General features: G+C 44.6%; 15 protein-coding genes. 7 read left to right on the top strand and 8 right to left on the bottom strand.

The window, feature by feature from the left end; all coding sequences use genetic code 11:
• The first annotated feature begins 24 nt into the window (after positions 1–24).
• Complete coding sequence (locus ICN37_RS11300; protein ID WP_216157607.1) at positions 25–885, top strand: MBL fold metallo-hydrolase; 861 nt, start codon at positions 25–27, stop codon at positions 883–885.
• A gap of 5 nt (positions 886–890) precedes the next feature.
• Positions 891–1211: a metalloregulator ArsR/SmtB family transcription factor gene (locus ICN37_RS11295; RefSeq protein ID WP_215321551.1), complete on the top strand. Its 321-nt coding sequence runs from the start codon at positions 891–893 to the stop codon at positions 1209–1211.
• A 23-nt stretch (positions 1212–1234) separates the two neighbouring features.
• Here ICN37_RS11295 and ICN37_RS11290 read toward each other — a convergent pair whose 3' ends face one another.
• The 5 genes from ICN37_RS11290 to ICN37_RS11270 are packed head-to-tail and all read right to left on the bottom strand — an operon-like array spanning position 1235 to position 4168.
• Positions 1235–1660, bottom strand: a complete 426-nt coding sequence (locus tag ICN37_RS11290) for a hypothetical protein (RefSeq protein ID WP_216157604.1) — start codon at positions 1658–1660, stop codon at positions 1235–1237.
• Positions 1657–2478, bottom strand: coding sequence for an FAD:protein FMN transferase (locus tag ICN37_RS11285; protein ID WP_216157601.1), 822 nt, complete (start codon positions 2476–2478; stop codon positions 1657–1659). The genes ICN37_RS11290 and ICN37_RS11285 overlap by 4 nt, the downstream gene beginning before the upstream one ends.
• A gap of 2 nt (positions 2479–2480) precedes the next feature.
• The gene (locus ICN37_RS11280; RefSeq protein ID WP_216157598.1) at positions 2481–3038 is read right to left on the bottom strand and encodes an FMN-binding protein; all 558 of its coding nucleotides are present in this window, start codon (positions 3036–3038) and stop codon (positions 2481–2483) included.
• A 23-nt stretch (positions 3039–3061) separates the two neighbouring features.
• A complete protein-coding gene (locus ICN37_RS11275; protein WP_216157595.1) occupies positions 3062–3241 on the bottom strand; it encodes a hypothetical protein in 180 nt (59 codons plus the stop codon).
• Positions 3242–3253: 12 nt separating this feature from the next.
• Complete coding sequence (locus ICN37_RS11270; protein WP_216157593.1) at positions 3254–4168, bottom strand: DUF6662 family protein; 915 nt, start codon at positions 4166–4168, stop codon at positions 3254–3256.
• Positions 4169–4320: 152 nt separating this feature from the next.
• Here ICN37_RS11270 and ICN37_RS11265 point away from each other — a divergent pair, with 152 nt between their 5' ends.
• The gene (locus ICN37_RS11265) at positions 4321–4563 is read left to right on the top strand and encodes a DUF3820 family protein (RefSeq protein WP_215321557.1); all 243 of its coding nucleotides are present in this window, start codon (positions 4321–4323) and stop codon (positions 4561–4563) included.
• On the opposite strand, the gene ICN37_RS11260 is transcribed toward ICN37_RS11265, so the two are convergent.
• A complete protein-coding gene (locus ICN37_RS11260; protein WP_216157590.1) occupies positions 4555–5577 on the bottom strand; it encodes a DNA/RNA non-specific endonuclease in 1023 nt (340 codons plus the stop codon). The genes ICN37_RS11265 and ICN37_RS11260 overlap by 9 nt on opposite strands.
• A 506-nt stretch (positions 5578–6083) precedes the next feature.
• Between ICN37_RS11260 and ICN37_RS11255 the strand changes: the two genes are divergently transcribed.
• On the top strand, positions 6084–7076 hold the full coding sequence (locus ICN37_RS11255; protein WP_216157586.1) for a transglycosylase SLT domain-containing protein: 993 nt from the start codon (positions 6084–6086) through the stop codon (positions 7074–7076).
• A gap of 80 nt (positions 7077–7156) precedes the next feature.
• On the opposite strand, the gene ICN37_RS11250 is transcribed toward ICN37_RS11255, so the two are convergent.
• A complete protein-coding gene (locus ICN37_RS11250; protein ID WP_215321560.1) occupies positions 7157–7504 on the bottom strand; it encodes an FKBP-type peptidyl-prolyl cis-trans isomerase in 348 nt (115 codons plus the stop codon).
• An 87-nt stretch (positions 7505–7591) separates the two neighbouring features.
• Here ICN37_RS11250 and ICN37_RS11245 point away from each other — a divergent pair, with 87 nt between their 5' ends.
• Complete coding sequence (locus ICN37_RS11245) at positions 7592–8608, top strand: DUF6352 family protein (protein WP_216157584.1); 1017 nt, start codon at positions 7592–7594, stop codon at positions 8606–8608.
• On the opposite strand, the gene ICN37_RS11240 is transcribed toward ICN37_RS11245, so the two are convergent.
• Positions 8605–9801 (bottom strand): MFS transporter, encoded by a 1197-nt coding sequence (locus tag ICN37_RS11240; protein ID WP_216157582.1) that lies wholly within the window; start codon positions 9799–9801, stop codon positions 8605–8607. The genes ICN37_RS11245 and ICN37_RS11240 overlap by 4 nt on opposite strands.
• 236 nt (positions 9802–10037) lie before the next feature.
• Here ICN37_RS11240 and ICN37_RS11235 point away from each other — a divergent pair, with 236 nt between their 5' ends.
• Positions 10038–12272: an NADP-dependent isocitrate dehydrogenase gene (locus tag ICN37_RS11235; protein ID WP_216157579.1), complete on the top strand. Its 2235-nt coding sequence runs from the start codon at positions 10038–10040 to the stop codon at positions 12270–12272.
• Between the two features lie 99 nt (positions 12273–12371).
• Positions 12372–12779, top strand: coding sequence for a BLUF domain-containing protein (locus tag ICN37_RS11230; protein WP_216157576.1), 408 nt, complete (start codon positions 12372–12374; stop codon positions 12777–12779).
• Positions 12780–12813: the final 34 nt, after the last annotated feature.

The following is a 12813-nucleotide window of genomic DNA, read 5'->3' as shown; positions in this document are numbered from 1 at the left end:
ATTTACAGCAAATTGGATAAATAGATGAAACCGATTGTTAAGGGCTTTTTTGACCCGGATACCTGGACCGTAACTTATGTGGTTTATGAGAAACCGGGTTCACCATGTTTAATCATTGATTCAGTGCTTAATTATGACCATAAGTCAGGGCGTACTAAAACGAAATCAGCCGATGAAGTGATTGAGTTCGTCAAGGCCAATCACCTGGCTACAGAATGGATTTTAGAAACCCACGCACATGCAGATCATGTTTCAGCGGCACCGTATCTAAAATCAAAATTAGGCGGCAAGATTGCTATAGGTGATCATATCTCGGTGGTACAGAGGGTATTTAAAAAAGTGTTTAATTTGGAAGAGGCATTTCAAGCGGACGGCTCTCAGTTTGATGCTTTGCTTAAAGATGGGGAAGAAATTCACTTTGGAAATCTAAGCTTTAAGTCCCTCTTTGTTCCCGGTCATACGCCAGCCTGTATGGCTTATCAAGTAGGTGATGCCATTTTTGTAGGCGACACCATGTTTATGCCTGACGTTGGAACTGCCCGATGTGATTTTCCAGGCGGTGATGCACACACGCTTTATCAGTCGATGCAAAGGATTTTAAGTTTTCCTGGTGAGACTAGATTATTTATGTGCCACGACTATCCGCCAAATGGGCGTCCAGTAAATTACGAAACAACAGTAGCTGAACAGAAGAAATCGAATATTCATATGCATGATGGTATTACTGAGGATGAGTTTGTTCAGATGCGTAGTAAGCGTGACGCCACATTAGATATGCCGGTACTTATTTTGCCTTCGATTCAAATTAACATTCGCGCAGGTGATATGCCTCCGAAGGAAAGCAACGGGATTTCATATTTAAAGATTCCTCTTAACGCACTGTAATTTTCATGTTGAACGAAAAAAAACGAATTGCAGAACTTAAGAAGATGCAGTCTTCTGCCACAAAGGCTTGTGAGTTCTTAAAAGTACTTTCAAACCCGAGTCGACTGATGTTGTTGTGTGAAATCGCTGTTGAGGAGCGGTGCGTTGGGGACCTGGAGGAATCAACCGGAATACATCAACCAACCTTATCGCAACAGCTGACAGTACTACGTACTAAAAAGTTGGTTAAGACACGTAGAGACGGTAAGCAAATTTATTATTCCCTTTCCAGTGACATAACGTTATCGGTCATGAACTTGCTCTACAGCCATTATTGTAAAAAATAAATCTGTTTTATCACTCTCACAATTTAGCTAACCATTGTTTTTAGCTTCCTAATGACGGTTAGGTGCAATAAGAAGATGACAGCGAACATTAGCCCCATAATCCAATGGGTGTCAATTGCGGTATCGCGGATTTCCTCTGGCCCGTAATAAAGCATTCCGCCGGTAATGAGAAGTGCAAATAGAAAGCCCAGTTGGCTAAAGCCACTCCACAACTGCTTTCTGGACTTATAGCCCACCTTGATATGAAATGGCATTACTGATCCAAGAGCTAAGGTAGCCAGCATTGCAGCAATGCCATGAGCTGCGAGAATGCTATGTGTGCCAAGAGTGGATCTTTGGATCTGAAATTGATGCCCTAGAAGATACATCAGGCCAGTGATTGAGCAGGCCATCATGCCGCAGATGACAAACGTTCTTTGCCAGCGAGGCATCTTCCCAAGGCGGCTCATGCGACTATCCTTAGTGCTTGCGCTGAGAAATGACTAAAGCAAGGATGATGCTCATTATTGGATAAGGCTAGAACCTTGGTGAGTGCATCAGCATAAACACACTCTTTTGCAAGAATAGAGAATGACCCAGCAATCTCCACATGAACCTCGGAAAAATTCTGGGCTAGAGGGTTGATGATATGACTCCTCTGACCATCTCTTTTTGCAAAGTAAAGGCTGCTTGTGGCAATAGCTCCATCTTTCAAAGATCCGATATGAATTAACTCCTCAGATCTCTCAGGATGACGAACTTGAATTGGGAGGGAGGTATTCCCAAAAACCCGTAGGTCACCACCAGCATTCACTGAGCCGGATGTGATGCCCTCTGATATTAAGACTCTCACCGCCATATCTACTGCAAATCCTTTGGCGATTCCACCCAGATCAAGGCAGACCGGGCGGCGGGACTGTATCAAGTCAGGCGCTAGGAAGTGAATGTCTTCAACGCCACCAAGATCATGATTGGAGAAGTTGATATGGCGGGGTAATAATCCCGCAGCAACCAGACGATGGCCTATTCCACAATTAAATAGGCCATCGGATTCAAGGTGAACCTCTTTTGCAATTCGGATGACTTGCGCAGTCCATGGATGAATCTCAACTGCTTCCATGTGGGCACTTCGATTGATTTGGCTTAGCTCACTTTCAGGATCATGAAATCCCATGAGGTCATGAATATTTTGAATGGCTGCAAAAGCATTATCAACAGCCGCTTGCCCATCATCTTGATGTATGGAGATCTCTACAAAGGTGCCAAGAAGTGGTTTGCAACGAAGCATTGTTAATTTCCGAGGCTGGGTTTTGAATGGGTGTTCTTCAGGGCTAGGTCATATAAAACCGTTACCCGCTTCACTCCATCAGTAAGGTGTTTGCAAGAAAGTGTTGCGCCACCAATATTCTGAATATCTTGATTAAGCTTGATGGGGTCATTTACGGTCTTACCTACAAACTGTTTACGCCATTGCGCTTCTGCTACTTCATAACCATAAGATTCAATGTATTCCAAAACTTCGATACCAGCGATGCCACCATTTGGGTTGATGGCAACGGCATAAGTAATCATTTCATGTTTTCCTATGACTTCGTCAACCACAAACCAGCTACCATCAGCTGCCCTCCAGATGCGCTCGCCCTGAAAGGGGTAACGAATGCTGGATGCGATACGCATCTTTTCTTGCAAATCATCCGTAATGATGACGGGATTCTTCGTCAGTATTTTGTTGGGGAAAAGAATTTTTAGAGCTTGCTCTGCAGAAACATAAATTTTTGCATGGGCAATGATTGGTGCGCTCATCATTGCTATGCCAATAAGAGCTAAGGGGTTAGGTTTCCAGATCATGGGGTGATATCTATGTAATGAATTTAGGCAGTAAGTAATTCATTCGCTTCATTACAAAGTGCTTGAATTTCTGGGTTGATGCCTTGGACATTTGAGAGTTTGTCAAACATCATCAACGCTCTTTTCTTGGCTGTTTGACATTGGGTGGCTTGAAACTTCAGCAAATGAGCTAAAGCTGCAATTAATAGATTCTGAATTTCCATAGTTTCTTTCGCTTAATTAAGTGGGAAGCCAACTTTGACAATGAATTCATTTACTGAGTGACTATCCCAGACGCGAGCATCTGAGCATTCGGCCTCTCCACCACCCATGCAGGAGCCGCCTGCAAGTTGATAGCGCCAAGCGCCAGTAACCCACCAGTCTTTGGCTGCGTAATGCATATTTGGACCTACAAAAGTGGCTCTTTGGACTTGATTGCGTAAATTTAGCTCTGAATAATCATTATGAAAACGTGCCTCCACACCAGCCGACCACTTGGGGGCAAAGCGATAGCTCGCGCCCACCAGGAAATCGAGCATCGATTCAGGAACGTTGCCGTTTTCAATAAACTTTAAGCGCTCATTCGCAGCTACAACGTTACCCGCCAAAATTAATCGATCATCAATAAAGTTAGATTGCAGCAAGAGTCTCGCCTCGAGCTCATCTTTATTTCTTCCCCATGTCGGCTCTAAATAAAGCCCTACACCTACAGGCGAAGTCACTGGATTGGTGATGCGATAAATTGCTTCTAGAGAGCCACCTTCAATGCCACTTTTCTTATACGCTGTAGAGGGGTCATGCGAAGAAGGTACTCCGTAACCGCCGGTACAGGTTGGAGTATCTCCGCAAGCTTCTGGATTAGTGTAATTTTGATTTGCATTGGTGTAGTAAGAGTTGATATAGCCAGCAACCTGTAAGTCGTTAGTTAAACCATATTCCAGTTCGGTCCTAGCGGTTAATGCATCGTAAGTTCCTGCTGCTTGCTGTTGATTGAGTTGTAGACGCTGCTCAAACTCCAGCTTGCCCTTAGGCTGTAAATCTAAGGTGTAGATCCAGCCAAACACTCCCTCGCCTGCATGAGCTAAGGAGAAGTGAAGTGTGGCAACTAAGAAGAGGCTGAATGCAAGAAGTCTATTGATGGTCAATTTCATGGTCCCTTGAGGTTAGTGGTTAGCAATCTAAATGAGAATGGTTCTCAATATAGCATTAGATGAGAATGATTCTCAACTAATTAAAATAACCATGACCTAAGAAATGGCGAAATCTATGGGCCTATTCTTTTTTGCTTGTAAGATTTCTACAAATGAACGCTGAGTCCTTGGAAAAACTGGTTTTAATGAAGATGCCTTTTGGTAAGCACGCAGGGCGTACATTGGCTGATCTGCCGGGGAATTATTTGGCATGGTTTGCCCGCGAAGGTTTTCCTAAGGGCGAGCTTGGTGAATTATTGGAATTAATGCATACCCTAGACCACAATGGTCTGCGTGGACTCTTGGCGCCAATCCAGCGGGCGCATGGCCTGCACGCTAAATCTAAATTACTTTGAGCGAATAACCAGTGTGACGCGATTACGTTCGTAAGTCACAGTTGCTGATTCTGGTGGACTGCTTTGAATTAAGCTGGCCTTGAACTTGGCCTGCGATTCAATTTGCGAAGAAATCTGTTTTGCAAGAGTTTCATTGCGGTCATATTGAATCTGAATATTGGCTATCTTGCCCGACTTGATATTGTTGATGACATCATTGAGCTTGCTTGAGGAGTAATCGTCAAAAAATATGGGATACCATCCACCAACGAGAGCCCTTTGCCCCTTGTTGTCATGGGTCTGCGCCGACGTATTGTTCGTACTGTCGCCTTCACCTACGGGTAAGTGAAAGTCAATTCCTGTCTTTTGTATCAACTGTGGATAAGAGATGGGCGCAGTCATAGATGCTTCATTGGTGTTTTCGATCCAATATGCCCAAGCAATATTTTTATTGGAGTCATACACCAACTTATATAAATGGCTAGGAATCGTCACTCGGCTTCTGCCAATACTGCCGCTATTGCCAATGGAGCCTGTGTAAACGTAGATGTCGCCTGAAGATCTTTTGACATAAGCTCTAGTCGGCTCCTCGACATTCTTAGCCCAGATTCCCTGATTGTTTTGCCTGGCTTGGGGCATCATATTGGCCAATGAGAAAGATTGAGCCATAGAGCGTTCATTACTCATGTCACCTGCTGGGGCATTATGCCCCCTATCAAAGCCGCTTCCGCGGTAATCCGAGAGCAGGGCCCGTTCGGAGAAGGGTAGTCTGGCTTCTTCGTAAAACTGGTTGCTTCTTCGCGGGTGCGGGGCAGATAGCTGCTCCCGATTAAGCTTTTCAACGGCATAGATTGGCTTTTTATCCTGAGGAGAGTAGTAGATGGCAAAGCTATCAAAGCAAAGGTCGCGCCCCACTTGTGGACTCATGGGTATTTGCTGAGCTGGGAATAGATCTTTACAGTCTTCAAAAGCCGCAAGGGCGTTTAATGAGGCGGCAATTGCTACAAGGGCAAGAAGGTGACGAAGGAATTTCATGGGCTCTTAGTGTATGACCTCCACTTCAGGCGCACGCATCTTTTAATCTTGGGCTAGCTCCAGAGCTAATAAGCAACAGAACTCTGTTGATATTTTTCTGTATATCAAAGTGCATGTTTTCTTGAAGAAGGCTTGAAAATACTTCCTTGCAATAACATCTGCCTTGCTACTACCCCTAGAAAATTACAGGCATGAAAGCACTAGATATATGATTTTTTGGGTTGAATTTTTGGCCAAAAACACAAAAAAGTCCCATTTAAGCGATTTTTTTATAGAGTGAAATTAGTACTCCCTAACCTATATAAGCTATTGATTTTATTGATTTATATATGTTTGTAGCTACCTATATGCGGGATCTCCCGGATTCCTAGATCAATAAGTTATTGATTTCTACTTCTTTATTCTTGACTTGATATAAGAAACTTCTTAGGATGACCTATGTTTTTTAGATATTGCAATGCAGCATAAAACGGTAGTCTAGTTTTTTGAGGTCTTGCAAACAATGAATGAGTAAATGTTTAGCTAACAATTTGAGCGATATGCAGAATCCTCAGTCAAACACTTTGACTGCTAATGAGCTGCTAGCGCATGCCATGGCTCCGATCTATCGGGTCATTAATGGCCTACTCGTTTTAACTGTGTTCATGGTGGTTGGGTTTTGGCTTTCAGGCAATGGTACTAATGCCGGCGCTTTTGACCTTGCACGTATCCTTGTTCCTGAAGAAGCGCGCCACATGGTTTGGAATAACGGCTTTGGCATGCTCAATCAATATAAAGAGTCCAATGAAGTATCAGCCGCCCAGACCACTGATACTGAGATCGCCGCTGTGATCTATGGCAAGTCTAAGATTCCTGCTTCAACTGGTTTGACTGGTGCCAAGCAGCAGACCGTAGCTTTGCTAATGCCCTCTGTGGCGCAAATGCAGGTGAAATCGATTTCCCATCTGTCTGATCGCATCCCAACTTCAAAGATGGACCCCCAGGCTTTGGATAGCAACTTAATGGGTTCGATTCAGAATCAACGTGCTGTAGCTGACTTCTTTGAGAAGAAATACAGTCTCGATCGTTTGAAGATTGAAGAGTATGTTTCAAACACGATTTTGATTGCAAAAGAAGTCAACATTGACCCAGTGCTTTTATTGGCAGTAATCTCGGTGGAATCCAACTTCAACCCAAATACTAAGAGTCACGCCGGTGCTGAAGGCCTCATGCAAGTGATGACTTCAGTGCATAAAGACAAGTATGCAATCTTTGGCGGGACTTCTGAAGCTGCTAAGCCTGAAGTCAATATTCGTGTTGGTGCCTATATTTTGAAATACCTGATCGCTACAGCTGGTTCATTGCGCAATGGTCTGAAGTACTACGTTGGTGCTGCGAATGCCGAGGATGATGGCGGCTATGCAGATAAAGTGATGGCCGAAAGAAATCGCCTGATTGGTTTATGTCAAAACCGTTCGTCTAATCGCTTGACGCTGAACGGCAAGGATCTGCGCTCTTAAGTTTTTAGATCTTAAGTAGATCAAAGTATTTAAAAAGCCACCCGAGGGTGGCTTTTGTTTAGCTGCCGAATACGCGAGCCTTAGTTAACGCCGTGGAGCTCCACATCAAATACCAGGGTGGCATTTGGAGGAATAACGCCACCCGCGCCGCGAGGGCCATAGCCCATCTCGGAAGGAATGATGAGGGTACGTTTGCCACCAATTTTCATGCCAGCTACGCCTTGATCCCAGCCTTTGATCACATGACCAGCACCCAAAGGGAAGCTAAAGAGTTGGCCACGATCTAAGGAGCTATCAAACTTTTGACCTTTATGGTCAGTAGCCTTCTCGTCATAAAGCCAGCCGGTGTAATGTACATCCACATGATTACCTGCTGCAGCCTCTTTGCCTTCGCCCACAACAGTATCGATTTTTTTCAGTTCACTCATGATGTTTTCCTATTTCACACAAATTGATTGGCTAGTATATTCTGAGCTCTGTAAATTCCTTCGGTAATCATGCAATAGCGAAAACGTATGACAAATTATTGGCCAAATTCTGCATATAGCACCCTGACCATCAGTTCTGATGATCAGTTGTTGGTGACAGATGACTTTTTGCGTACTTATATGGAGAGGCCGGAGCTCAAGCTAGTTCCCGAATCTTGCGCTATCGAACGTTCGCTTCATCAACGTTTAACTGACAACCCTCGTACAGATGTTACTGATGATGAAATCTCGGCGATGGCTGATGAGGATATTCAGGAGAACTATCGTGTTTGGCTGCGTTATCGGAAGCGTTTATTAGGGGCAAGCTCCCTAGAGAACTTTTATATGAGTTTGTTTAAGGGTGAGGGAGTAGACGTACCGCCTTTATTTATTGCTCAACTCGCCCAAATTTTTATTAGACATATCCTGGGTAACGATGCACATCCACTGGAAGCCCGTATGGGCGAGCTCTTTTTCAGAACTCAGAAGATTACTGTTATCGAGGATGGCATTGTGATGGGCGCAGACGATGAGGTAGTTGCGCGCAATGCTCAGGCTAGTGATACGGGCAACATCATGGATTTGCTTAAAGGCAAGTCAATGACGATGCGTTCAGCCGATCTGGATGTGCTACATGAAGACAATGCTGATACCTATTGGACTAGAAACGAAGATTTTGATTTAGCGGTTCAGCTCAATTTTGGGCATGAGCCTATTAACTATTTTTGTCGCGTCTTAGAAAAATGGATAAAGCATTTTCTGGGGGTTAGCGTACGCATTACTCCCATGCAGCAAATCACGGATCCTAAGTGGTCATGGCATGTTGGTCTAGATGCAGCCGCTACTGAAATACTTAATAAGCTTTACAACAAAGAGTTGGTAGAAGCAGATGAGTTACAAAAGGTGATTTGTTTATTTCGTCTAGACTTTATCGATGAAGCTGCCGTAGCTAAGGCACAGGCTGGTAAGCCGGTATATATGGCTATTGCCATGAACAACCAGCAGCAGCTGAAGTTAAAGCCTCAAAATCTATTGTTTAACTTGCCGCTAGCTAAAGCCTCTTAGGCCGTGACTCGCGATTTTCTCCGTTGCTCAGCAAGCCAGAAAATCGCCAGACCGCTCACTACAACAGGGATGAGTGATCCCCAATTGAGGATGCTCCAACCATGTGAAGTGACAAGGGCGCCTGATCCAAAAGAAGTGAAGGCCATAGTTCCAAAGACGAAGAAATTAATGGCAGCCTGTGCTTTGTCGCGCTCATTGGGTCGATAGGCAGTCATTGCTAAAGAGGTGGCGCCAGTAAATAAAAAGTTCCAGCCAACACCGAGTAAAAATAAAGCGATAAAGAATTGATGGAGATCGGTTCCGGTAAGGGCGATTGCAATGCAGATGAAGTTCAGAAGCACCCCAGTCCCCATGATCTTTAGCACCCCAAATCGTTGGATAAGTGATCCTGTAAAAAATCCAGGGGCAAACATGCCAATCACATGCCACTCCAGAACTAAAGCGGTGTCCGAGAATGGTAATCCACAGATTTGCATTGCTAAAGGTGTGGCGGCCATGAGTAGATTCATGACCCCATACCCCAATGCTGCACCAATGATGGCAACCATAAAGACGGGCTGCTGGAGAATGACTTTCAGTGGGCGTCCATCAGTGAGGGCATGCTGGGTCTTTAGCTCTTGTGGAAAACGAATGAACTGCATCACGAAGATGCCAATGAACCCGGCAATGGATAGAGTGAGATAGGCTCCCAGAAAGGCGGTATCAAAAAGATCTCGCGTCCAGGAGGCTAGATTGGGTCCAATAACTGCGCCAAGGATGCCACCAGCTAATACCCAAGAAATCGCCTTATCGCGTTGACTGTGGTCTGTCAGTTCTGCTGCAGCAAAGCGATAGAGCTGCCCATTAGCGCTGTAATAGCCTGCAATAAAGGTCCCCAAGACCAACAGCCAAAAGTTTCTCGTGATGGCGGCGTAGGCGCATAGCAGTGCTGAGAGCATTGCTACTAGCAAGCCTAATTGGAACGAAACTCTGCGCCCAAAGTAGTTTTGAGATTTAGCCACAATGGAGGTAGAAAAGGCGCCCCCGACAACATAGCCCATAACGGGTAGGGTGGCCATCCAGCTGGCTGGCGCAAGACTTAACCCCACAAGCCCATTGATAGCTATAAAAGTGACATTATTGGTGAGGAATAGCCCCTGACAAATGATCAGCAGCACCAGATTTTTGTTTAGTAAAGGATGTTTGCTGGTCATGGCATGCAGTGTACGGTGAATTTGAAGCTTCGGTTGTCTTGGTGGATTCCCTTAAATTGCCCCTTATCAGACGCTTTAAGGTGCAAAACCGGCATTTTTGACAGACCCGATGATTTAAAATGAAAAACTCGCCTCATTGGCAAAAGATGCGCTACAAGCGACTTGCAAAATGTGGATTTGAGAGCGACAGGGTAAAAACCTGACTCTGTAATTTTTTCAATATTGAGGAAACATTCATGGCTTCAGAGCAATCAAAGATTATTTATACGCTGACAGATGAGGCGCCACTTTTGGCTACTCGCGCATTTCTGCCAATTATTCGTACTTTTGCAGCTCCCGCTGGTGTGGAGATTGTGACGAGCGATATTTCAGTTGCCGCCCGTATCTTGGCTGAGTTTCCTGAATGCTTGACCCCTGAACAGCAAGTTCCTAATAACTTGGCTGAGCTAGGTAAAATGACTTTATTGCCTGATACCAACATTATTAAGCTGCCAAATATTAGTGCTTCCGTACCTCAGTTACTTGCAGCCATTAAAGAGTTGCAATCTAAAGGCTACAAGATTCCTGATTTCCCTGAAGATCCAAAAACGGATGAAGAAAAATCCATTCGCACTCGCTATTCCAAATGTTTGGGTAGCTCAGTAAACCCTGTATTGCGCGAAGGTAACTCTGACCGCCGTGCACCTCCTGCTGTGAAACGTTACGCTCGTAAAAATCCACACTCGATGGGGGAGTGGAGTCAGGCGTCACGTACTCACGTTTCTCATATGCATGGCGGCGATTTTTATGCTGGTGAGAAGTCCATGACCTTGACTAAGGCTTGTGATGTGAAGATGGACTTGGTGACAAAGAGCGGCAAGACTATTGTCCTTAAACCAAAGGTCTCTTTATTAGCTGGCGAAATTATCGACAGCATGTACATGAGCAAAAAAGCGTTATGTGAGTTCTACGAGAAAGAAATCGAAGACGCTTATAAGACCGGCATGATGCTGTCCTTGCACGTCAAGGCAACCATGATGAAGGTTTCTCACCCAATCGTGTTTGGTCACGCGGTAAAGATTTTCTACAAAGATGCTTTTGAAAAGCATGCCAAGCTGTTTGAAGAATTGGGCGTAAATGCTAATAACGGCATGAGCAGCCTGTATGAAAAGATCAAGACTTTGCCAGAATCTAAGCGCGAAGAAATCATTCAAGATTTGCATGCCTGCCACGAGCATCGTCCAGCATTGGCGATGGTGGACTCTGCTAAAGGTATTACTAATCTTCATTCCCCAAGTGATGTGATCGTAGATGCTTCTATGCCTGCAATGATTCGTGCTGGTGGAAAAATGTGGGGTGCTGATGGTCGTTTGCATGATACGAAGGCAGTCATTCCAGAAAGTACCTTTGCCCGTATCTATCAAGAAATGATTAATTTCTGTAAGACGCACGGTAACTTTGATCCAACGACTATGGGTACAGTGCCTAACGTCGGCTTGATGGCTCAACAGGCTGAAGAGTACGGTTCACACGACAAGACTTTTGAAATTCCTGAAGCTGGTGTGGCACGCATCGTAGCCGATGATGGCACCGTATTGCTTGAACAACATGTGGAAGAGGGCGATATCTGGCGTATGTGTCAGGTTAAAGATGCGCCAATTCGTGATTGGGTCAAGTTGGCCGTAAATCGCGCGCGTCTTTCTAATACTCCAGCAGTATTCTGGCTCGATGAATACCGCCCACATGAAGCTGAATTGATCAAGAAGGTCAATACCTACCTCAAGGATTACGATCTGACTGGTGTAGATATTCAAATCATGTCCCAGACTCGTGCAATGCGTTATACCTTAGAGCGAGTGATTCGTGGCAAGGACACGATTTCTGTGACTGGTAATATTTTGCGTGACTATCTCACCGACTTATTCCCAATTATGGAATTAGGTACTAGTGCAAAGATGTTGTCCATCGTGCCTTTAATGGCTGGCGGCGGCTTGTTTGAAACTGGCGCTGGTGGATCAGCTCCTAAGCACGTTCAACAGTTGGTAGAAGAAAATCATTTGCGTTGGGATTCACTTGGCGAGTTCATGGCTTTAGCTGTATCTCTTGAGGATATTGGTGATAAGACAGGTAACAACAAGGTAAAAATCTTAGCCCGCACTTTGGATGAAGCGACTGGTAAGTTATTGGATAACAATAAGTCACCTTCACCACGAACTGGTGAGTTAGATAACCGCGGTAGCCAGTTCTACCTTGCTATGTACTGGGCTGAAGCATTGGCTGCTCAAACAGAAGATAAAGAATTGCAAGCGCACTTCGCTCCTTTGGCAAAATCTTTGATTGAGAATGAGCAAAAGATTGCGGATGAACTCAAAGCGGTTCAAGGTAAGCCAGCAGATATTGGCGGTTACTTTATGCCCGATTCTGAGAAGTTTGAAGCGGTAATGCGTCCTAGTGCTACTTTGAATGCAGCCTTAAAGGCAGCAAACGCATAATAGGTATAAGCGATAAGTATTTAAATTTTAAAATAGCTTTAGTATTTAAAGGCAAACCTTCGGGTTTGCCTTTTTTATTTATAAATCTTATTTTGAGACATGCCAAAACCAAAAGACCTGGTTGAATTGAGTTATCTGAGTGAAGCGGTCTCGGATATGTCTTTTCTTGGCTTAATGCGCTTGCTAGAATCGGCACGCGCGTTTAATCAAAAAAATGGTGTTACCGGCATTCTTTTGTATGACAACCAGCAGTTTGGTCAAATCATAGAAGGTGAGCACGCTAATGTCATGAAGGTCTGGAAACGCATTCAGGAAGATAAGCGCCATCATCGTGTTGAGCTGTTAGAAATTCGTGAAATTACTGAACGTAACTTTCCAGATTGGTTGCTGCGCTTTTACGGCGGAGAGACCCTCACTCGAGACTATCCGGATCTCACTGATATGGTTGGGGGTATGGATAAGCATAGCCTGGCTTTGATGAACAAAATGCGCGCGAGCCTATCTTAAGCAAGAAATTCCCATCGGTAGCAAAATAGGTTTA

This window comes from Polynucleobacter sp. P1-05-14, from assembly GCF_018881675.1.
GTDB lineage: Bacteria > Pseudomonadota > Gammaproteobacteria > Burkholderiales > Burkholderiaceae > Polynucleobacter.
Note: the sequence above shows the minus strand (reverse complement) of the source record. Positions and strands in the feature narration are given on the sequence as shown.